Source organism: Streptomyces cupreus, from assembly GCF_014257025.1.
In the GTDB taxonomy this organism is placed as follows: Bacteria; Actinomycetota; Actinomycetes; order Streptomycetales; family Streptomycetaceae; genus Streptomyces; species Streptomyces cupreus.
On record NZ_JACMSF010000007.1, the window covers coordinates 181,312 to 200,646 of the forward strand.

Consider the following 19,335-nt stretch of genomic DNA (forward strand, 5'->3'; position numbering starts at 1 on the left):
TGTCGATCGGCAGGCGAGCATCGTGGTATGTCCTCACTCAGGGTGTCCGCGCCCTGGTTCGACGAGACCGGCGGTGAGAGTTCCTGGCTCCCGGGGCTTCCTACCCCGGTGACAGTGGCGGGACCGCGCCGGACTCGCACCGGCTTCCTCTCTTGCCGCCGTAATTGGCTCCGGCAGTCCACCACGGGCCCGGAACGGCCGTCAACTTGCCGTTGACCTGCGAGGGGAGAGTGTGCTGAGGCCCACATCGGGCCCGGCGGGACGGGTTTGGCCCACGTGTTCACCCACACGAGGTGACTACCGGGAAGCCCCTGGTGCCGAGACGCTCCGGTTCCGGCACCTGGCGCTTCGCCGACGGTGCCCTTCGCTTCTCCGAGAGGGACTTCCGCCCGCGTCGTATCCGAAAGCGCCCTGCCCGTGAGCCCCCGTTGGGGCCCCCGGAGCAGGGCGCGATGTCGTCGAGGCAGGTACTACGCCATGATCAGATAGATCCCGTACCCCACAGCCGCCGCGCAAGCCGCGAAGCACGCGTACGCCCCCGTGACCGCCGCCGTCGCGGAACCGCCTTGCTCCGCCGCCCGCTCGCGCCGCGCGAGGCCCGAGATGCCGAGGGTGAACAGGCCCACCAGGGCCACGGTGACCACGAGGCTGACGCCGAAGACGGAGCCGAGAGCCGCCCAGTCGATCTTCATGGTGATGCTTCCTTCGCTGGGTGGGGGGGTCAGACGGTGGCCTGCGACGGAGCCGGTTCGCCCGCCGGGGCCGGAATCGTCGCCGCGAGGTCCTCGGTCACCGCGCCCGCCGGGGGCGGCGGAGTCACGGCCGCCATCGCCGTCGTCACGACACCCGCGGGCTCCTCGGTCTCGTTGACGTTGGTGTGGTCGACGACCTCACGACGGGACAGCTTCCAGATCGCGGCGCTGGAGGCGACCAGGAACACCGCCACGACCGCCGTACCCCAGGAACCGAGGCTCGTCACCCACTCGGCCGACGCACCGACCAGCGCGGCCGCCGGCAGCGTCAGACCCCACGCGACGAACATCCGCGTCGCGGTGGACCAGCGGACCACGCCGCCCTTGCGGCCGAGCCCCGCGCCCATCACCGAGCCGGAGACCGAGTGCGTCGTGGAGAGGGAGAAACCGAGGTGGGACGAGGCCAGGATGACCGTCGCCGCGCTGGTCTGGGCGGCGAAGCCCTGCTGCGGCTGAAGGTCGGTCAGCCCCTTGCCCATCGTGCGGATGATCCGCCAGCCACCCAGGTACGTGCCGAGCGCGATGGCCAGACCCGCGGTGAGGATGACCCACATCGGCGGGTCGGAGTCGGGCGCCAGGGTGCCGCCGGCGACGAGGGCGAGGGTGATGATGCCCATCGTCTTCTGCGCGTCGTTGGTGCCATGGGCGAGCGAGACCAGACCGGCGGAGGCGATCTGCCCGGCGCGGTAGCCCTTCTCGGAGGCCTTGCTGCCCTCGGCCTTCTTGCCCAGGGAGTACATCAGCCTCGTCGCGAGCATCGCCGCGATGCCCGCGACCAGCGGGGCCGCGATCGCCGGGATGAGGACCTTGGTGACGAGCACGTCGCCGTGGACCGCGCCGACACCCGCCGAGGCGATGGTCGCGCCGATCAGACCGCCCATGAGGGCGTGCGAGGAGCTGGAGGGCAGGCCCACCAGCCAGGTCAGCAGATTCCAGAGGATCGCGCCGACCAACGCGGCGAAGATGACCTCGGGACGGATGCCGGTCTCATCGACGAGACCTTTGGAGATCGTGTTGGCGACCTCCACGGAGAGGAAGGCGCCGACAAGGTTCAGTGCGGCGGACATGGCCACCGCGACCTTGGGCTTGAGCGCACCGGTCGAGATGGTGGTGGCCATCGCGTTGGCGGTGTCGTGAAAACCGTTCGTGAAATCGAACGCGAGTGCGGTTACCACCACAATCGCGAGGATCAGCGAGAAGTTTTCCATTTACCCAGGCAATCATTCGAGGTCATTGGCCGGACGAACGTAGGTAACCTGAGTGAACGGAAGGTGAACTGGGGTGAGCCGCACGGTGTCTGAAGATTGGGTTCCATCTTGCGTCCGACTCGTACGGCTCTACGCGACCCAGGCGCGCCAAGGGTCAGGAGCCTCGGGCAAACTTCCTGAGCTGGCTCAGGGACCCATTGAAGAGATTCTGGTCACCCGGCAGGCTGCCGCCGTTGTCGTACTGCCAGAAGGTCCACATCGACCAGCCTGCCGGCAGCGTGCCCGCGCTCGACGAGTTGTAGCGGGCCACCCATAGCGCGTGATTCGAGGCGAACGCCCGGCTGCTGCCGGTGCAGGTGTTCCACCAGTGCGCGGTCGTGTAGATCACCGGACGGCGGCCGGTCAGCCGCCGCACCTCGTTGCTGAACGCCGTGATCCAGTCGACCATCCTCGACCGGCTCAGGCCGTAGCACTTGTGCTGCTTGTCGTACGGGTTGTACTCGATGTCCAGCGCGGGCGGCAACGTCCAGCCGTCCGCCGTCCAGCCGCCGCCGTTGCGCACGAAGTGCGCGGCCTGGGTCTTCCCCGACGACTTGTCCGGCAGCGCGAAGTGGTACGCCCCGCGGATCAGGCCCGCGCTTCGGGAGCCGTTGTACTGCTGGTTGAAGTACGGGTTGCGGTAGGTGTGGGACTCTGTCGCCTTGACGTAGACGAACGTGGCGCCCTTGGACTTCGCGCGCTGCCAGTCGACGTTCTTCTGGTGGGACGAGACGTCGTGTCCCTTGGGTCGGCTCGCCGCCGCGGCCGGAGACTCGGCCAGCGCGGTTCCCCCGATGGTCAGAGCCGCCACGGACGCCGCGAGGACGCGGGCGCGGTGGCGGGACGGTTTGCGATCACGGGCCATGTTTCCCCCCGGAATGGCGACGTGCACGACAAATCAGCCAGAGATTACTGGAAGGTCGGGGATTGCTCGTCGATCTCCGGCCAAGTGCGATGAGAGGGTGATCTATCCGGATATGCGTCCTTCCGGACGTGCGACTTCCGGCCTAAAGTGCCCCGGCCCGGCGGCCGTTCGGGGCGGCGGCTGGCAGGATCGCCGCATGGCTGAGCAGCAAGGGAAGCGGCGGGGCGCGGGGGACGCGGGGGAGGGCGCACAGGAAGTGCGGGAGTCGTGGCCGGAAGGTGTGCGTCCCGAGGAGGCGCGCGCCTGGGAGGAACTCGTCGCGACGGCCCGCCGGACCGTGTCCGACGGTCTGGTGGTGGGCACGTCCGGCAATGTCTCGGTGCGCGTCGGGGACACGGTCCTGGTCACGCCGTCGGGCGTGCCGTACGACCGGCTCACGGCCGAGGATGTGACGGGCGTCGACCTGTCCGGCCGCCAGATCCTCGGAAAGCTGCGGCCGACGAGCGAACTGCCCATGCATCTCGCCGTCTACGGCGCCACCGACGCCCGCGCGATCGTCCACACGCACGCCGTGCACGCCACGGCCGTCTCGACCCTGGTCCGGGAGGTTCCGGCGATCCACTACATCACCGCGGACCTCGGCGGCCCCGCCCGGGTTGCCCCGTATGCGACGTACGGCACCGAGGAGTTGGCCGAGAACATGCTCCGGGCCCTGACCGACCGCACGGCCTGCCTCCTCCAGAACCACGGCACGATGGCCTACGGCAAGACCCTGACCCAGGCCTACGACCGCACGGCACAACTGGAGTGGATGTGCCGGGTCTGGCTCACGGCCTCCTCGGTGCCGGGCCTGACCCCGTCCCTGCTTTCCGTCGACCAGTTGGCGGAGGTGGGCGAGAAGCTACGGGGGTACGGCCAACGCGACTGACCCCCGGCTTCACCTCCACGACCTCCCCGGCGGCGCCGAACCCTCCCGCGTCCCGAAACGTCACCCCCATCCGCCCGCCCACTGGCCGGTAACCCGGTCCGCCAGGACACTGGACCCGTGCGCACTGTCACAGCGACGGCCGCTGCCGTCACCATGGCCCTGGCCGCCGGCGCGGCAAGCGTGGCCGCCGGGCGACTCGCCAGCGACGCCGCGCTCAAGGCGCCCCCCGGCAGGCCCCTGCCCACCGAACCCCGGCTCACGGTGCACGGCACGGCGGCGGGCCAGATCACGCTCACCCGCGACCTGGCCTCCCTGCGCCCCGGCACCTACGGCCTCGGCGGCGACGGATCGCACGCGGTCGTGGGCCCCGTCCTCGCCACCGCGACCCACACCGCCGACACGGTCGTACGCCGCCTGGAACGCGTCACCCACGGCACCCTCGCCCCCGGCGACCGCGTCTGGCTCACCCCGAACGTCTACGTCGGCGACCCGCGCTCCGCGCTCGGCCTCGACCACGCCGACATCGACATCCCCGGCGAACTCGGCTCGCTGCCCGCGTGGTTCGTGCCCGGCACCCGCACCACCTGGATCATCACGGTGCACGGCCTCGGCACCACCCGCGAACTCGCCATGAACGTCATGGAGTTCCTCACCTCCCGCCACTTCCCGATCCTCGCCCTCGGCTACCGCGGCGACCTGGGCGCACCCCGCTCCCCGGACGGCCTGAACCACCTCGGCGAGACGGAGTGGCGCGACCTGGACGCGGCGATCCGCTACGCCGTGCGCTACGGCGCCGGACAGGTCGTCCTGCACGGCTGGTCCACCGGCGCGACGATGGCCCTGCGCGCCGCCGCCCACTCCGGACTCCGCGACCGCGTCTCGGGACTCGTCCTGGACTCCCCGGTCCTCAACTGGGAGGCGACCCTGCGCGCCCTCGCCGCCGCCCGCCGCACCCCGGGCGCCCTGCTCCCGCTCGCGGTCCGCGCCGCACAGGGCCGCACGGGCCTGTACGGCGCCCATGCCGCCCCCGACGGCACCCCGGGCCGGCTCACCGTGCCGACCCTGATCTTCCACGGCCCCGACGACGCCGTCGCCCCCTGGATCCACTCCCGCCGCCTGGCCGCCGCCCGTCCCGACCTGGTGGCCCTCCAGACGGTCAGACGCGCCCCCCACGGAGCCATGTGGAACGCGGACCCCAAGGCATACGAGGAATCCCTGCGCCGCTTCCTGACCCCCCTCATGTGAGCGCCCCGGACGACGACACCCCGGGAGACGGCACCCCCGGACCGGTCCCATAGATTCCGTTTAACCCGGTACAACTGGCCTGTTATCGGTCCTCCGCCGCCCGCCGGGCCCCGTGCGTTGGCCATCCCCGTCGCCCCTCGTGACATTCCGTTTGGGTTTTCGGACCGTCAACCGGAAGACTGCACCCGTGACGTCCCGTATCCCGCGCGACTCCAGGCTTCGACTCGTCCGCCCGCGACCCCTGGCCGCCGCCCCCAGAGCTGTGAACCAGCGCCGCCCACGCCGCGCCGCACCGCGCCCTCCCGAGGGCACCCCGGCCCCCGCGGAGCTGGCCAAAATGGCGCGCTCCGGCCTGGCCGCGGCGGCCCGCGTCGCGCACTGGGCCGACGCCGCCCTGCGCCCCGGCCGCGACGGCGCCCACCCCGACGGCAAGGGCACCCTCTCCGACGCGACCGCGGAACGGGCCGCCGCCGACCTGGACCTGACCGTCACTCAGATCCGCGCGGACTGGGACACCGCACGCCTCGCCGGGCTGATCGAGGTGCACGGCGACAGCGCGCGCCCCGGCTGGCGGCTGCGCGCCTGGGACCGCGACGACAGTGCCGTACTGCGCGGCTGGGTCGCCCTCTTCGACGCCTGGTCGCTCGCCTACCCGGAGCCCGTGGACCACGAGCCCGCCGCGGTCGCCGAGGTCGTCTCGGCCATGCCTCAGGTGCTCTCCTTCCTCCAGCTGTCCGCCGGCCCCGTGCCGATGCCGCAACTCCTCGACCTGCTGGAGCAGCGCGTCACCGAACTGCGCACCGAGCGCTGCGAGATCCCCTACGGCCCGCAGCCCCTGCCGGATCCCGACGCCCCGGACGCTCCCGACGAGGACACCCCGCTCGCCCCCCTCCTCGACTGGGCCCTGCACGCCCTCGCCTCGGTCGGCGCCCTCACCTACGGCGACGGCCAGGCGACCCTGACCCCCCTCGGCAACTGGGCGGTCTGGGTCAAGCTGGAGCAGATCTGCGTCGCCGCCCAGAGCCCCGCCGGGAACATCGAGCAGGCGGCCGAGGACATGCTGCGCGGCTGCGCCCAGCTCCGCCCCAACGCCGCCCGCGCCGAGTACCGCGCCTGGCTGGCGGCCCGCCCGGTCGGCAGCGCCGTCGCCGAACTGATCGACGCCGCCCGCGGCGAGGACGCCCTGCTGCGCGGCCTTGCCTTCGAGGCGCTGCGCGTCGTGGGCGCCCCCGCCGAGCCCGACGTACGGTCCGTGGCCGAGGAGCCGACGCTCAGGCCGTACGCCCTGCTGTGGCTGGCCGAGCACGACGGGTTCGACCCCGAGGACGCCCATGAGGTCCTCACCCGGGAAGAGGCCACCTGGCTCTGGGTGGACACCGCCGCCGCGGTCGCCGACCACGGCGAGGCCCCCATGCTCGTGCGTCACCTGGAATCCGCGCTGCAACCGACCGTCCCCGCCCTCCTGGACGAGGTCCGCGCCGTCGGTCACCCGCGCACGGTGCAGGTCTTGGTAGCCCTGGCGGCCGCCCATCCCGACCCGGCTCTTGCCAAGGCCGTACGACGGGCGGCCTTCCAGGTGCACACGGGCGGGAACTAGCCCCCTGTCTCCGGCGCGTAGGTGCCGAAGCTCCAGATGTTGCCCTCGGCGTCCCGGGCCATGTAGTCCCGGGAGCCGTAGTCCTGGTCCGTCGGGGGCATCAGGATCTCCACGCCGTGCTCCACGGCGCGCCGGTGGTGCTCGTCGACGTCGTCCACCACGACATACACCCCCGCCGGACCCGCGCCCTTCATCGCCGAGTCGAAGACCCCGCCGCGGCCCTTCGAGCCGACCATGATCGCGCCGTTGCCCTGGGTCAGCTCGGCGTGGAACACCGAGCCGTCCTCGCCCTCGTACACCGTGAGTTCGGTGAATCCGAGCGCCTCCGTCAGCTGCTTGATCGCGCCGCGCGCGTCCGCGTACAGCACCGTCGGATAGATGCTCGGGCGCCCGTTGTCCGTGCTTGCCACACCGATCACTCCCTTACGGCCAACCGGCCTTGAGGTTCCCCACTGCCGCCAGTGTTGCAGCGACCACTGACAATGCCCCCTACCTGCGTCGGGGGCCTCACCGGAACGTGGGATGCGTCACGGGAGAGCGCTGCTCCTCGCCCAGCCCTGCGCGCGGGCCGTGGCGTGGACGTCCCAGCTCATCGCGGTGGACGACCTGGGCGGGATCACCCCGCACCGCAGTCCCCTCGGCAATGGGGTGCCCGGCGGCAAAAAAGCGCTTGCACGGCCCCGTTAGACTGGCCGCATGGCCATTCTCCTCGCGCATTAGACGGCGGGAACGCCGCCCGTCGCCCGCCACCACCCTTTGCAACGGCGCGCCACGCACGGCACCCCCTGATTCGCCCATCCCGCCAACGACCCCGCCCTGGAGTCTGTCCGTGATCTCCGCCTCCGGCATCGAGCTGCGCGCCGGCGCCCGCGTCCTCATCGAGTCCGCCACCTTCCGTGTCGCCAAGGGCGACCGCATCGGTCTGGTCGGCCGCAACGGCGCCGGCAAGACCACCCTCACCAAGTGCCTCGCCGGCGAGGGCATCCCCGCCGCCGGTTCCATCACCCGCTCCGGAGAGGTCGGCTACCTCCCGCAGGACCCGCGCACCGGCGACCTCGACGTGCTCGCCCGCGACCGTATCCTGTCCGCGCGCGGCCTGGACGTCCTGATCCGCAAGATGCGCGAGAACGAGCAGCGCATCGCCAACGGCAAGGGCGCCACCCGCGACAAGGCGATGAAGCAGTACGAGCGCCAGGAGACGGAGTTCCTCACCAAGGGCGGTTACTCCGCCGAGGCCGAGGCCGCCACCATCGCCGCCGCGCTCAACCTCCCCGACCGGGTGCTCGGCCAGCCCCTGCACACCCTCTCGGGCGGTCAGCGCCGCCGTATCGAACTGGCCCGGATCCTGTTCTCGGACGCCGACACCCTGCTGCTCGACGAGCCGACGAACCACCTCGACGCCGACTCGATCATCTGGCTGCGCGACTACCTCAAGACCTACCGCGGCGGCTTCATCGTCATCTCCCACGACGTCGACCTGGTCGACACCGTCGTGAACAAGGTGTTCTACCTGGACGCCAACCGCGCCCAGATCGATGTCTACAACATGGGCTGGAAGCTCTACCAGCAGCAGCGCGAGGCCGACGAGAAGCGCCGCAAGCGCGAGCGGCAGAACGCCGAGAAGAAGGCCGCCGCGCTGCACTCGCAGGCGGACAAGATGCGCGCCAAGGCCACCAAGACCGTCGCCGCGCAGAACATGGCGAGGCGGGCCGACAAGCTCCTCGCCGGCCTCGAAGCGGTGCGCATGCAGGACAAGGTCGCCAAGCTCCGCTTCCCCGAGCCCGCGCCCTGCGGCAAGACCCCGCTGACCGCCGAGGGCCTGTCGAAGTCGTACGGCTCGCTGGAGATCTTCACCGATGTCGACCTCGCCATCGACAAGGGCTCCCGGGTCGTCATCCTCGGCCTCAACGGCGCCGGAAAGACGACCCTGTTGAGGCTGCTCGCGGGCGTCGAGCAGCCGGACACGGGCGCCGTCGTCCCCGGCCACGGCCTCAAGATCGGCTACTACGCCCAGGAGCACGAGACCCTGGACGCGGACCGCACGGTCCTGGAGAACATGCGCTCCGCGGCCCCCGACATGGACCTCGTCGAGGTCCGCAAGGTGCTCGGCTCGTTCCTGTTCTCCGGCGACGACGTCGACAAGCCGGCCGGGGTCCTCTCCGGCGGTGAGAAGACCCGTCTGGCGCTCGCCACCCTGGTGGTCAGCTCGGCGAACGTGCTGCTCCTGGACGAGCCGACCAACAACCTCGACCCGGCCAGCCGGGAAGAGATCCTCGGCGCGCTGCGCACCTACAAGGGCGCGGTCGTACTGGTCACCCACGACGAGGGCGCGGTCGAGGCGCTGCAGCCGGAGCGCATCATTCTGCTGCCGGACGGCGTCGAGGACCTGTGGGGCGCGGACTACGCGGATCTCGTCGCCCTGGCTTGATCGAATGGCTGATCCACTGCGTATGGATCATTCGGCCGATCCGTGATCCATCATCTGTGTGAGATCTCCTCGTACCGAGGTGTGTCCTACATCCATTTCACGGCCGAGCCCTTTGTCGACAAGGGCTCGGCCGTCGCGCGTCTCTGACCTGGCACTTCACGGAACAACCCGTTCGGTGGTACGGACACGGCATCGCGGAATCGTTGATTCCCCTTGTGTGGACCTGCTCCTGTCGTCAAATCCATGTCTCACGGACCTTGCCGAATGGGTGGCCATGAAGCCCGGTAGGGGTGATCATGAGGAGACCAGAGCGCACTTCCCATGAGGAGGCACGGGTGGCCGAGACTCTGAAGAAGGGCAGCCGGGTGACCGGCGCCGCGCGCGACAAGCTCGCGGCAGACCTGAAGAAGAAGTACGACTCCGGTGCGAGCATCCGAGCGCTGGCCGAGGAGACCGGCCGCTCGTATGGCTTCGTACACCGGATGCTCAGCGAGTCGGGCGTCACGCTGCGTGGGCGTGGCGGGGCGACACGCGGCAAAAAAGCCGCGGGCTGACCCCGGGCGGCCCATCGGCTTCGATGGTGGCCACCCGGTCGGTCGGATGATCGGCCGGGTGGTTACTGTGCAGTCACTTAAGCGACCGCACCCCATCGGAGGCGCCCCATGGCTTCGCTCGACCCGGTTCTCGACAAGGACGGCGTACGACTCACCGTCGACGACGCAGTCGCCACGGTGACGCTGACCAACCCCGACAAGCGCAACGCGCAGAGCCCCGCTCTGTGGCGCGCGCTGACCGAGGCCGGTCGGCTGCTGCCCGGATCCGTCCGGGTCGTCGTGCTGCGGGCCGAGGGCAAGTCCTTCTCGGCCGGACTCGACCGGCAGGCGTTCACGCCGGAGGGTTTCGACGGCGAGCCGTCGTTCATCGATCTGGCGCGCGGCAGCGACGCCGAGCTCGACGCGACGATCGCCGAGTACCAGGAGGCGTTCACCTGGTGGCGGCGCAGCGACCTCGTGTCGATCGCCGCTGTCCAGGGCCATGCCATCGGGGCGGGCTTCCAGCTCGCGCTCGCCTGTGATCTGCGCGTCGTCGCGGACGACGTGCAGTTCGCCATGCGCGAGACCAGCCTCGGCCTGGTTCCGGACCTGACGGGCACCCACCCCCTGGTGGGCCTCGTCGGCTATGCCCGGGCGCTGGAGATCTGCGCCACCGGGCGCTTCGTCACGGCCGAGGAGTCCGTCGCCACCGGCCTGGCGAACATCGCCGTGCCCGCGGACCAGCTCGACGACGCGGTACGCGATCTCGCCGCCGCACTGCTGGCCGCCCCCCGGGACGCGGTCATCGAGACCAAGGCACTCCTGCGCGGGGCGACCGACCGCACCTACGAGGAGCAGCGCGTCGCCGAACGCGCCGCCCAGGCACGCCGACTGCGGGACCTGGCCGGCGTAGGCGAATAAGCCCTCGAGCCCTCATCCGACGACGGCGGTGACCAGTACCGCCACCGTCGGGTGATCCGGCAGCGCCTTCGCGACCTTCGTGCGGACCTGCCGGGCCACGACGACGGCCCGGTGGTCCGCCTGCACCGCGATCTCGACCCGGACATGACGGGCGGGGAGCGCGGTGTCGGTGTGCCGTTCCTCGATGTGCACCGGCCGGCCGAGGCCGCCCAGCGTCCCGGTCAGCCCTGCCACGCCCGGCACCGCGAGCGCGGCCGCGGCGGCGTCGGACTCGTCGCCGTCCGAGGGCTCCCTGGCCGACGGCGCCTCCTGCGGCCGTACCGGAGCGAGTTCCGCCGCCTCGTCCAGCAGGGCCGTCACCCGTAGATCCACCTCCGTGACCTTCAGCCCCAGCAGCCGGTCCGCCGCCTCCGCCAGCGTCGTGCGCAGCCGGTCCGCCACCGTGGGCAGCGGCTCCGCCGCCGTCGCCGCGAAGTCCGCCGTCACCCGCAGCGCGCCCGGCGGCAGCGCGCTCGGCGGTGGCGGTACGACGGGCTCGTGCGCCCGCGCGGGGTCCGCGAGCGCGATCCTCAGCGCGCCGAGGCGCACCCCCGGCACGGCGTGCGCCGCGCGCCGCAACGCGACCCCGGCCGCCTCCTCCGCGATCCACGCGCCGTCCCGCGGCCCGCCCAACGGCAGCAGCCTGCCGAGCCCCAACTGCTGCCGCACCGTCCGCGCCCATCCGTCCGCCGTCATTACTCCAGCCTGCCGCATCCCCGGGGCGCGATGGCGCAACCGCGCTTACGGTGGTCGAAGGACGACGAACCGAAAGGGACGTACGGCGATGAGCGACACGACGCAGAAGCCCGAGGTCGAGCAGGAGCCGACCGTACAGACCCGTAAGGCCGTCAGGCGCGGCGGCGGTGCCCCGGCGACCCGGGGACGGACCACCATCGCCGACGGCGTGGTGGAGAAGATCGCGGGGCTCGCCGCGCGCGACGTCGTCGGCGTGCACGCGATGGGCAGTGGGATCAGCCGCACCTTCGGCGCGGTGCGGGACCGGGTGCCCGGCGGCGCCTCGAAGTCCGTCACACGCGGGGTGAAGGCCGAGGTCGGCGAGGTGCAGACCGCGCTCGACCTGGAGATCGTCGTCGACTACGGCGTGTCCATCGCCGATGTGGCCCGGGCCGTCCGGGAGAACGTCGTCTCCGCGGTGGAACGGATGACCGGCCTGGAAGTGGTCGAGGTCAACATCGCGGTGAGCGATGTGAAACTGCCCGAGGAGGAGGAAGAGGAGCTGGAACCCCGGATCCAGTGATCCGTCCACCGCACCGCTGAGGGGAGCGCACGATGAGTATGGCCGTGGTCGGCATGATCGCCGGCATGGCGCTGGGCTTCGCCGGGTACTTCGGCGGGTTCGGTGCCTTCCTGCTGGTGGCCGCCCTGGGCGCCGTCGGTTTCGTCGTCGGCCGGTTCCTGGAGGGGGATCTGGAGCTCGGCGACTTCTTCCGCACCCGCGACCGGCGCGACCGGCGGTGACGTAGGTGACCGCTCAGTCCGGTGACGTCGGCAGACCCCGGGCCGTCGTGCCGCCCGGCGAACGCGGCGCCACCCGGATCGCCGACCGGGTCGTCGCGAAGATCGCCTCCCAGGCGGCCCGCGAGGCCCTCGGCCCCCTGCCCGGCGACGCGTCGCCCCCGCACGCGGGCGTCGTCGTGCTCCCCCACTCTCAACTTCGTTCGAGCGGGGGGACCCCCATCCAAACGGCCCGCGTCCGCGTCCATCTCGAACTCGGCTACCCCACCGACATCGGCGCCCGCTGCGCTTCCGTGCGTCGTCATGTCGCCGAGCGGGTAGGCGCGTTGGTGGGCATGGAGGTGCTGGAGGTCGCCGTCCAGGTGGAGCGGCTGCACCCGGTACACGGCGCGGCACAGGGGAGGACGCGATGAGCGAGCCCCAGGGCTCCGAGGGCACCACACAACGACTGCCGGTCATCGAGAAGGAGGCCGGCACACTCGACCAGAACACGTCGGCGGCGGGCTACGACCCACCGCCCGTCCTGGACGGGGAGGACGGCGCGAACGGCCGCTTCTGGTCGGCCCGCCGTGTCCCGGCCGCGATCGTCGCCCTGCTGTTCCTGGCCCTCGTCGGCCTGTTCCTCTACGACATCGCCGCTGTGCGCGCCGACCGGCCCACCATGGCCTGGCGCCGCGAACTGGCCCGGCAGCTCGCCGAGCGCCCCCTCGACGACACCTGGGTGCTGGTCGGCGCGGGCGTGGCCGCCGCCCTCGGCCTGTGGCTGATCGTGCTGGCCGCCACCCCCGGCCTGCGCTCCCTGCTGCCGATGCGCCGTACCCACCCCGACGTACGCGGCGGACTCGACCGGGAGGCCGCCGCGCTGGTGCTGCGCGACCGCGCCATGGAGATCGCCGGAGTGCAGTCGGCCCGGGTCCGCATGGGCCGTAAGCGGGCCGACGTCCGCGCGGTCTCCCACTTCCGCGACCTGGACGACGTACGCGCCGACCTGGACGCCACACTCGCCGAAGCCATCCACGGCCTCGGCCTGTCCCGGCCGCCCGCCCTGTCGGTGCATGTACGGCGGCCCGGACGGAAGGGGTGAGCGCGGTGCTCAGGATCGTCAACCGTTTCCTGCTCGGCCTGATCGGCCTGGTCCTGGTCGTTCTCGGCGGCTCCGTGCTCGCCGTGGGCCTCGGCCTGGACCCGCCGTCCTGGTGGATCCACGACGGCAAGGGCGACGTCCTGCTCAGCGACTCCGAACGGACCCGATGGCGCGACGAGGGCTGGTGGTGGCCGACGGTCATCGCCGTGCTGGCGGTGCTGCTCCTGCTCGCCCTGTGGTGGCTGACAGCGGTCCTACGGCGTCGTCGGCTCACCGAGGTCCTGGTCGACACCGGCGACGGAGAGGGCGCGCTGCTGCGGGGCCGCGCCCTGGAGACAGTACTGACGAACGAGGCGGCGTCGATGGACGGCGTCCAACGGGCACACACCCACCTGACAGGCCGTCGCAACGCCCCCGAGACCCGCGTACGACTGCTGCTGGAACCGCATGTGGACCCGGGCACGGCCCTGACCGACCTCACCGCCCAGGCCCTCACCCACGCGCGGGAGTCGGCGGGACTGGATGCGCTGCCGGCGGAGGTCAGGCTGAGGGCGGCCAAGCACCGTGCGGAGAGGGTCAGTTGAGCTAGTGCCCCGACAGGCAACGTTCGCCCCGTCGCGACGCCCGGCACGCTCCCCCACTGCCTTAAGGGCGTGGGAGGTGCCCCCACTCGCCGCACCGGGCACAAGCCCAAGTACATCCAGTACGAGGGCTTGCACCCGGCACGCCGAGAGTACGCACCGGACGCCGCTCCTTGACGGGCAAACGTTGCCTGCCGAGGCACTAGAACCCGTGCCGCAGGCCGCCGTCCACCGGCACCATGATTCCGGTCAGATAGGAAGCCGCCGGAGACAGCAGGAACGCGCCGGTCCGGCCGAACTCCTCCGGCGCGCCGTAGCGTCGCAGCGGGATCCGCGCCTCGCTGGCCGCCCGAGTCGCCTCCGGGTCCGCGGACATGCCGTCCAGCTCGCGCACCCGGTCCGTGTCGATGCGTCCCGGCAGCAGGCCCACGACCCGGATCCCGCGCGGGCCCAGCTCGTCCGCGAGGGACTTGGCGAACCCGGCGAGCCCGGGACGCAGGCCGTTCGAGATCGTCAGACCCGGAATCGGCTCGTGCACGGACCCGGACAGCACGAACCCGATGACACCGCCGGGCTCCAGTTCCGCCGCGGCCGCCCGCGCGAGCCGTACCGCGCCCAGGAACACCGACTCGAACGCCGCCTGCCACTGCTCGTCGGTGTTGTCGGCGACGAAGCCGGGCGCCGGGCCGCCGACGCTCACGAGCACGCCGTCGAAGCCGCCGAAGTGCTCGCGCGCGGCGGCGATCAGCCGTGTCGGCGTCTCGGGATCGGCGTTGCCCGCGGCGACCCCGACCGCGTTCGGGCCCAGCGCGGACGCGGCCTCGGCGACCGTCTTCTCGTCCCGCCCCGAAATGATCACCTTCGCGCCCTCGGCGACGAGCTCACGCGCGGTGGCGTTACCAAGACCACGCGTCGCTCCGGTGACGACGTACACCCGGTCCTTCAGTCCAAGATCCATGGCCCCTATCCTGCCTCGTCCGGTCCGAACAGGGCGAGGGCGGTGTTCACCAGGCCGATATGGCTGAACGCCTGCGGGAAGTTGCCCAGCTGCCGGCCGGCGACGGGGTCGTACTCCTCGGACAGCAGCCCGACGTCGTTGCCGAGCACGACGAGCCGTTCGAACAGCTCCTCGGCCTCCTTCGTACGGCCCGTCATGTGCAGGGCGTCCGCGAGCCAGAACGAGCACACGAGGAAGGTGCCCTCGCCGCCCGGCAGCCCGTCGACGACCGTCTGCTCGGCGCTGTAGCGGTGCAGGTAGCCGCCGTGGCCCAGCTCCTCGCGGACCGCGTCGACGGTGCCGATCACCCGTCGGTCGTCCGGCGGCAGGAAACCCACGCGTGGGATCAGCAGCAGCGAGGCATCCAGCTCGCGGGAGCCGTAGTACTGGGTGAAGGTGTTCCGCTCGGGGTCGTAGCCCCGCTCGCACACCTCCCGGTGCACCGTCTCGCGCATCGCGCGCCAGGTGTCCACGTCGCCCTCCAGGTCCGGGTTCCGTTCCACCGCGCGCACCGCGCGGTCCGCGGCCACCCACACCATCACCTTGGAGTGGACGAACTGCCTGCGGCCCCCGCGCACCTCCCAAAGACCCTCGTCGGGCTGCCGCCATGCCGTGCACAGGAAGTCCATCAGCGCGACCTGGAGGGCCCACATGTGCGGCTCGGAGGGCAGGCCCGAACTGCGGGCCAGCGACAGCGAGTCCATGACCTCGCCGTACACATCGAGCTGGAGCTGTTTCACGGCGTCGTTGCCGACTCGTACGGGGCCGGTGGCGGCGAAGCCGGGCAGCCACGGCAGCTCCACCTCGGGCAGCCGGCGCTCGCCCGCCAGGCCGTACATGATCTGGAGGTCCGCCGGGTCGCCCGCGACCGCCCGCAGCAGCCAGTTCCGCCAGGCCTCGGCCTCCTCCTGGTAGCCGGCGGACAGCAGCGCGTCGAGGGTGAGGGTGGAGTCGCGCAGCCAGCAGTAGCGGTAGTCCCAGTTGCGCACGCCGCCCAGCTCCTCGGGGAGCGAGGTGGTGGGGGCGGCGACGATGCCGCCGGTGGGGGAGTAGGTGAGCGCCTTCAGGGTGATCAGGGAGCGGACCACGGCGTCCCGGTGCGGGCCGTCGTAGCGGCAGCGGGCCGCCCATGCCTGCCAGTCGGCGACGCTGGCACTCAGGGAGTCGTAGGGGTCGACGAGCGGGGGGCGTGGCTCGTGCGAGGGGTGCCAGGAGAGCACGAACGCCACCGACTTGCCCTCGGAGACGGTGAACTCCGAGTAGGTGCAGCGGTCCTCGCCCCAGGTGCGGACATCCGGTTCGCTGCGCAGCCACACCGAGTCCGGGCCCGCCACGGCGACCCGGTGGCCGTCGGTGCGGCGCACCCACGGGGTGATCGAGCCGTAGTCGAAGCGCAGCCGGAGCATGCTGCGGACGGTGACCTCGCCGCGCAGACCCTCGACGATCCGCACGAGGTCGGGGGCGCGGTCCCGTTGCGGCATCAGATCGGTGACGCGGACAGCCCCTTCGGCGGTCTCCCACTCGGTGTCCAGGACGAGAGTGTCCGGCCGGTAGGCGCGCCGGGCGCACCGGTCGGCGCCCGTGGGGGCGATACGCCAGTGGCCGTTCTCCTCGGCGCCCAGCAGCCGGGCGAAGCAGGCGGCGGAGTCGAACCGGGGCAGGCACAGCCAGTCGACGGATCCGTCGGTGCCGACCAGGGCGGCGGTCTGCTCGTCGCCGATGAGCGCGTAGTCCTCGATGCGGGGGTGCACGGGGTGCGGGTTCCCAGGAGGACGGCGGGACAATCAGGGGTGGGGCCGGGGGAGTGACGCGTCAGAAAGGGCTTTTGGTCAGGGGTTGGGCCCGGGAACTGCCCCGCTCGCCGCGGACCCGGTGTCCGAGAAGATGACGCCGGGGTCCGCCGGGGCCTGGTTGAGGACCCACAGCCCGATCAGCGTGGCCAGGGCGAACACGACCATGACGAGGACCGCGAGGACCAGTCGGCGCCGGCGTTCCCGGCGCAGCCACTCACCACGCGCCGTGCGATAGGCGTCGGGCGGGGTCTGCACCCCGTCGGCGAGCGCGGCGAGCGCCTCGCGCAGCTCCCGCTCGGTGCGGTCCGGGCCCGTGCCACGCGACCCAGTCGCATCTCGGTACGTCATCGCCGGGCCTCCATCGCCTGGGTCAGCGCGGCCAGGCCGCGTGCCGTATGGGTTTTGACGGATCCGCAGGAGATCCCCATGGACGCGGCGATCTCGCTCTCCTTCAGTCCGAGCCAGTGCCGCAGCACCAGCGCCTCGCGCTGCCGGGCCGGCAGCTGCTGGAGCGCGTCGATCAGGACGCGCTGGTCGTCGTGCAGGAGCGCGGTGCTCTCGGCGGAGGCGACGACCTCGTCGGCCGGCTTCTCCACATGCTTGCGGGCCACTTGGAGATGCCGTATCCGCATCCGCGTCAGATTGCACACGGTGGAGCGCAGATACGCCTCCGCCGCCTCGGTGTCCCTGAGCCGCCGCCACTTGCGGTAGATCTGGTAGTAGGCCTCGGCGACCACGTTCTCCGGGTCGTCGGCGCCGAGCAGGACGGCGAGGCGCAACATCGAGGAGTAGTGCAGCTCGAACAGGCGGGCCAGACCGGCCTCCCGTTCCAGGTCCGCCGGATCGCTCACCGCCGGGGCGAGGGCCGGTACCGAAGTACCGGTCGGGGGTCTCAGATGCTGTCTCACGGGTTGTTCGCTCCCGTCTCGGGGCGCCGCCCGACGCTCAGGCGCGACGGCAGGCCGGTCAGATCGGCGCCGCGCGGGACGCCGAGGCGTTCGAGGGCCACGGTCCCGGCCACGGCGACGGTCAGGTTGAGGAGCAGGGCGGCGAGCCCGGCGTAGATCTCCGGCCCGGATCCCAGCGGAACGATCGAGGAGAACCCCTCCCGTACGACCATGCAGGTCCCCGCCAGCATGCCCACGGCCCATCCGGCGAGCAGCGCCCGCGGATGCAGCCGCCCGGTGAACAGCCCCACCGCGACGGCCGGGAAGATCTGCAGGATCCAGACCCCGCCGAGCAGTTGGAGGTTGATGGCGTCCTGGTCGCGCAGCCCCAACACGAACGCCACCGCGCCCACCTTCGCGGTGAGCGACACGGCCTTGGCGATCCGCACCTGCCGCTTCGGCGTGGCCGTCGGATGGACGTACTCGACATACACATTGCGGACGAAACTGGTGGCGGCCGCGATCGACATCACCGCCGCCGGGACCAGCGCCCCCACGGTGATCGCCCCGAACACCAGCCCCGCCAGCGGGCCCGGCATCAGCCGGTCGACCAGCATCGGTACGGCCGCCTCGGCGCCGCCCGCCGGGGCGCGCACGCCGGTCGCGAGCGCCGCGATACCGAGGAAGCCGAAGAGGGCGAGCAGCCCGGTCCAGGCGGGCAGCGCCACGGACACCTTGCGCAGCGTCTGCGGACCGTTGGCGGCGAAACCGGCGGTGAGCACATGCGGGTACATCAGCAGGGCGAGCGCGGAGCCGAAGGCGAGGGTGGCGTAGGCGGGCTGCTGCTCGGGGGTGAGGAGCAGCGCCGGGCCGCCGAGGCGCTCGGCCGCACCGTCGAAGACGGCGCCAGGGCCGCCGAGCCGGTCGAGGACCAGCCAGGTCACCGCGGTCAGCGAGACGAAGACGGCCACGGCCTTGAGCGCGGAGATGACGGTGGGTGCGCGCAGCCCGTGCCGGTAGGTGGCCACGGCCAGCCCCGCGAACAGCGCCACCATCAGCAGGTCCCCGGCCGCACCTCGCGGATACACGCCACCGGCCGCCAGCACCGCCCTTATGCCGAGCAGTTGCAGCGCGAGATACGGCATCGTCGCGAGGATCCCGGTCAGCGCGACCACCAGGGCGAGCGGCGCCGACCCGTACCGGCCGCGCACGAAGTCGGCCGCCGTGACATAGCCGTGCCGGCGGGCCACGGTCCACAGCCGGCTCAGCAGCACGAAGGCGATCGGGCAGACGATCACCGTGTACGGCACCGCGAAGAAGGCGGGCGCGCCGTTGCCGTACGCGAGGCCCGGTATGGCGGCGAAGGTGTACGCGGTGAAGATCGTGCCGCCCAGCAGCAGCCACGTCCACACCGGGCCGAGACTGCGGTCGGCCAGCGCCCAGCCCTCCAGGGACGGGAGCTTCTCACTTGGGTGCAGGCGCCGAGCGGTGACGGCGAGCAGCGACGCTCCGCCGATCACGGCGAGAAACGTCGCGGTCATGGCGCCATCGGCCATGGGTCACCGTCCTTGGTGTGCCTGTGCCCTCGCGAGTGAGTTGCGCGAGCGGCCGGAACGGATGACAGGGAACCGGCGGGAAATCTTCGGGAAATTCGCTGTCAACCGGATCCTGCGGGTGCGCAACTCTTGCACGAACCCACAGCGAGCGGGAGAGGAGCGCAGGTCATGACACGGACCGGTCATCACCGGCTACGGCGCGTCGCGATCGCCGTACTGCTGCTCGCGCCCGCCGCAGGACTGCTGTGGGTCCCCTGGTACGCCGGCGCCGAGCCGCGGCTGGGCGGAACGCCGTTCTTCTACTGGTACCAGCTCGCCTGGGTGCCGGGGTGCGGCCTCTGCCTGCTCGCCGCGTACGCGCTGACGGACCGACATCGGCATCGAGATCGCTGAGTCGTACGTCCTC

23 protein-coding genes and 1 riboswitch are annotated in these 19,335 nt (G+C 71.7%); of the genes, 13 read left to right on the forward strand and 10 right to left on the reverse strand.

From position 1 onward, the window contains the following. Nucleotides 1–58: 58 nt before the first annotated feature. A riboswitch (cobalamin riboswitch) is annotated at nt 59–198 on the reverse strand. Nucleotides 199–470: 272 nt separating this feature from the next. From H4N64_RS09425 to H4N64_RS09435, 3 genes are all read right to left on the reverse strand, one after another. Further along, entirely contained in the window at nt 471–692 is a 222-nt protein-coding gene (locus H4N64_RS09425) for a hypothetical protein (protein WP_186281710.1), read from the reverse strand. A gap of 29 nt (nt 693–721) precedes the next feature. Next, the gene (locus tag H4N64_RS09430; RefSeq protein WP_186281712.1) at nt 722–1,960 is read right to left on the reverse strand and encodes an inorganic phosphate transporter; all 1,239 of its coding nucleotides are present in this window, start codon (nt 1,958–1,960) and stop codon (nt 722–724) included. A gap of 154 nt (nt 1,961–2,114) precedes the next feature. Continuing rightward, nucleotides 2,115–2,864, reverse strand: a complete 750-nt coding sequence (locus H4N64_RS09435) for a lysozyme (RefSeq protein ID WP_186281714.1) — start codon at nt 2,862–2,864, stop codon at nt 2,115–2,117. 196 nt (nt 2,865–3,060) lie between these two features. Here H4N64_RS09435 and H4N64_RS09440 point away from each other — a divergent pair, with 196 nt between their 5' ends. From H4N64_RS09440 to H4N64_RS09450, 3 genes are all read left to right on the forward strand, one after another. Continuing rightward, nucleotides 3,061–3,792, forward strand: a complete 732-nt coding sequence (locus H4N64_RS09440; RefSeq protein ID WP_186281717.1) for a class II aldolase/adducin family protein — start codon at nt 3,061–3,063, stop codon at nt 3,790–3,792. 117 nt (nt 3,793–3,909) lie between these two features. Further along, complete coding sequence (locus tag H4N64_RS09445; RefSeq protein ID WP_186281719.1) at nt 3,910–5,037, forward strand: alpha/beta fold hydrolase; 1,128 nt, start codon at nt 3,910–3,912, stop codon at nt 5,035–5,037. A 187-nt stretch (nt 5,038–5,224) separates the two neighbouring features. Beyond that, nucleotides 5,225–6,634, forward strand: a complete 1,410-nt coding sequence (locus tag H4N64_RS09450) for a hypothetical protein (protein ID WP_186281721.1) — start codon at nt 5,225–5,227, stop codon at nt 6,632–6,634. Here the strand turns inward: H4N64_RS09450 and H4N64_RS09455 are convergent. Then, nucleotides 6,631–7,053, reverse strand: coding sequence for a VOC family protein (locus H4N64_RS09455; RefSeq protein WP_186281723.1), 423 nt, complete (start codon nt 7,051–7,053; stop codon nt 6,631–6,633). The two genes, H4N64_RS09450 and H4N64_RS09455, sit on opposite strands and share 4 nt — an antisense overlap. 103 nt (nt 7,054–7,156) lie before the next feature. Between H4N64_RS09455 and H4N64_RS09460 the strand changes: the two genes are divergently transcribed. From H4N64_RS09460 to H4N64_RS09475, 4 genes are all read left to right on the forward strand, one after another. Beyond that, entirely contained in the window at nt 7,157–7,321 is a 165-nt protein-coding gene (locus tag H4N64_RS09460; RefSeq protein ID WP_186281724.1) for a hypothetical protein, read from the forward strand. 142 nt (nt 7,322–7,463) lie between these two features. Then, complete coding sequence (locus H4N64_RS09465; protein ID WP_186281726.1) at nt 7,464–9,062, forward strand: ATP-binding cassette domain-containing protein; 1,599 nt, start codon at nt 7,464–7,466, stop codon at nt 9,060–9,062. Between the two features lie 335 nt (nt 9,063–9,397). Next, the gene (locus tag H4N64_RS09470; protein ID WP_019758351.1) at nt 9,398–9,616 is read left to right on the forward strand and encodes a helix-turn-helix domain-containing protein; all 219 of its coding nucleotides are present in this window, start codon (nt 9,398–9,400) and stop codon (nt 9,614–9,616) included. A gap of 108 nt (nt 9,617–9,724) precedes the next feature. Beyond that, nucleotides 9,725–10,516: an enoyl-CoA hydratase/isomerase family protein gene (locus tag H4N64_RS09475; RefSeq protein WP_186281728.1), complete on the forward strand. Its 792-nt coding sequence runs from the start codon at nt 9,725–9,727 to the stop codon at nt 10,514–10,516. Between the two features lie 12 nt (nt 10,517–10,528). On the opposite strand, the gene H4N64_RS09480 is transcribed toward H4N64_RS09475, so the two are convergent. After that, on the reverse strand, nt 10,529–11,251 hold the full coding sequence (locus H4N64_RS09480; protein WP_186281730.1) for a nucleopolyhedrovirus P10 family protein: 723 nt from the start codon (nt 11,249–11,251) through the stop codon (nt 10,529–10,531). 88 nt (nt 11,252–11,339) lie between these two features. Between H4N64_RS09480 and H4N64_RS09485 the strand changes: the two genes are divergently transcribed. The 5 genes from H4N64_RS09485 to amaP are packed head-to-tail and all read left to right on the forward strand — an operon-like array spanning nt 11,340 to nt 13,699. Beyond that, the gene (locus tag H4N64_RS09485; protein ID WP_186281732.1) at nt 11,340–11,813 is read left to right on the forward strand and encodes an Asp23/Gls24 family envelope stress response protein; all 474 of its coding nucleotides are present in this window, start codon (nt 11,340–11,342) and stop codon (nt 11,811–11,813) included. A 32-nt stretch (nt 11,814–11,845) separates the two neighbouring features. Next, a complete protein-coding gene (locus H4N64_RS09490) occupies nt 11,846–12,034 on the forward strand; it encodes a hypothetical protein (protein ID WP_186281734.1) in 189 nt (62 codons plus the stop codon). A gap of 5 nt (nt 12,035–12,039) precedes the next feature. Then, on the forward strand, nt 12,040–12,444 hold the full coding sequence (locus H4N64_RS09495; protein ID WP_186281735.1) for an Asp23/Gls24 family envelope stress response protein: 405 nt from the start codon (nt 12,040–12,042) through the stop codon (nt 12,442–12,444). Continuing rightward, nucleotides 12,441–13,115: a DUF6286 domain-containing protein gene (locus H4N64_RS09500; RefSeq protein ID WP_186281737.1), complete on the forward strand. Its 675-nt coding sequence runs from the start codon at nt 12,441–12,443 to the stop codon at nt 13,113–13,115. The genes H4N64_RS09495 and H4N64_RS09500 overlap by 4 nt, the downstream gene beginning before the upstream one ends. Further along, a complete protein-coding gene (amaP, locus tag H4N64_RS09505) occupies nt 13,112–13,699 on the forward strand; it encodes an alkaline shock response membrane anchor protein AmaP (protein ID WP_186281739.1) in 588 nt (195 codons plus the stop codon). The genes H4N64_RS09500 and amaP overlap by 4 nt, the downstream gene beginning before the upstream one ends. Nucleotides 13,700–13,898: 199 nt before the next feature. On the opposite strand, the gene H4N64_RS09510 is transcribed toward amaP, so the two are convergent. From H4N64_RS09510 to H4N64_RS09530, 5 genes are all read right to left on the reverse strand, one after another. Next, on the reverse strand, nt 13,899–14,654 hold the full coding sequence (locus tag H4N64_RS09510; protein ID WP_186281741.1) for an SDR family oxidoreductase: 756 nt from the start codon (nt 14,652–14,654) through the stop codon (nt 13,899–13,901). 5 nt (nt 14,655–14,659) lie between these two features. Continuing rightward, the gene (locus tag H4N64_RS09515) at nt 14,660–16,444 is read right to left on the reverse strand and encodes a glycoside hydrolase family 15 protein (RefSeq protein WP_186281742.1); all 1,785 of its coding nucleotides are present in this window, start codon (nt 16,442–16,444) and stop codon (nt 14,660–14,662) included. Between the two features lie 78 nt (nt 16,445–16,522). Beyond that, complete coding sequence (locus tag H4N64_RS09520; RefSeq protein ID WP_186281744.1) at nt 16,523–16,834, reverse strand: hypothetical protein; 312 nt, start codon at nt 16,832–16,834, stop codon at nt 16,523–16,525. Then, the gene (locus H4N64_RS09525; RefSeq protein ID WP_186281746.1) at nt 16,831–17,394 is read right to left on the reverse strand and encodes a sigma-70 family RNA polymerase sigma factor; all 564 of its coding nucleotides are present in this window, start codon (nt 17,392–17,394) and stop codon (nt 16,831–16,833) included. Before H4N64_RS09525 ends, H4N64_RS09520 begins: the two co-directional genes overlap by 4 nt. Then, nucleotides 17,391–18,929 (reverse strand): sodium:solute symporter family protein, encoded by a 1,539-nt coding sequence (locus tag H4N64_RS09530; protein ID WP_186281748.1) that lies wholly within the window; start codon nt 18,927–18,929, stop codon nt 17,391–17,393. Before H4N64_RS09530 ends, H4N64_RS09525 begins: the two co-directional genes overlap by 4 nt. Before the next feature lie 168 nt (nt 18,930–19,097). On the opposite strand from H4N64_RS09530, the gene H4N64_RS09535 reads away from it, so the two are divergent. Continuing rightward, nucleotides 19,098–19,322, forward strand: coding sequence for a DUF3311 domain-containing protein (locus tag H4N64_RS09535; protein WP_186281749.1), 225 nt, complete (start codon nt 19,098–19,100; stop codon nt 19,320–19,322). The last annotated feature ends 13 nt before the right edge of the window (nt 19,323–19,335 follow it).

Coding starts and splice junctions, on each gene's coding strand:
- H4N64_RS09425 (WP_186281710.1), bottom strand. CDS start 692: ATGAAGATCGACTGGGCGGCTCTCGGCTCCGTCTTCGGCGTCAGCCTC.
- H4N64_RS09430 (WP_186281712.1), bottom strand. CDS start 1,960: ATGGAAAACTTCTCGCTGATCCTCGCGATTGTGGTGGTAACCGCACTC.
- H4N64_RS09435 (WP_186281714.1), bottom strand. CDS start 2,864: ATGGCCCGTGATCGCAAACCGTCCCGCCACCGCGCCCGCGTCCTCGCG.
- H4N64_RS09440 (WP_186281717.1), top strand. CDS start 3,061: ATGGCTGAGCAGCAAGGGAAGCGGCGGGGCGCGGGGGACGCGGGGGAG.
- H4N64_RS09460 (WP_186281724.1), top strand. CDS start 7,157: ATGCGTCACGGGAGAGCGCTGCTCCTCGCCCAGCCCTGCGCGCGGGCC.
- H4N64_RS09475 (WP_186281728.1), top strand. CDS start 9,725: ATGGCTTCGCTCGACCCGGTTCTCGACAAGGACGGCGTACGACTCACC.
- H4N64_RS09480 (WP_186281730.1), bottom strand. CDS start 11,251: ATGACGGCGGACGGATGGGCGCGGACGGTGCGGCAGCAGTTGGGGCTC.
- H4N64_RS09485 (WP_186281732.1), top strand. CDS start 11,340: ATGAGCGACACGACGCAGAAGCCCGAGGTCGAGCAGGAGCCGACCGTA.
- H4N64_RS09490 (WP_186281734.1), top strand. CDS start 11,846: ATGAGTATGGCCGTGGTCGGCATGATCGCCGGCATGGCGCTGGGCTTC.
- H4N64_RS09500 (WP_186281737.1), top strand. CDS start 12,441: ATGAGCGAGCCCCAGGGCTCCGAGGGCACCACACAACGACTGCCGGTC.
- H4N64_RS09510 (WP_186281741.1), bottom strand. CDS start 14,654: ATGGATCTTGGACTGAAGGACCGGGTGTACGTCGTCACCGGAGCGACG.
- H4N64_RS09520 (WP_186281744.1), bottom strand. CDS start 16,834: ATGACGTACCGAGATGCGACTGGGTCGCGTGGCACGGGCCCGGACCGC.
- H4N64_RS09530 (WP_186281748.1), bottom strand. CDS start 18,929: ATGGCCGATGGCGCCATGACCGCGACGTTTCTCGCCGTGATCGGCGGA.
- H4N64_RS09535 (WP_186281749.1), top strand. CDS start 19,098: ATGACACGGACCGGTCATCACCGGCTACGGCGCGTCGCGATCGCCGTA.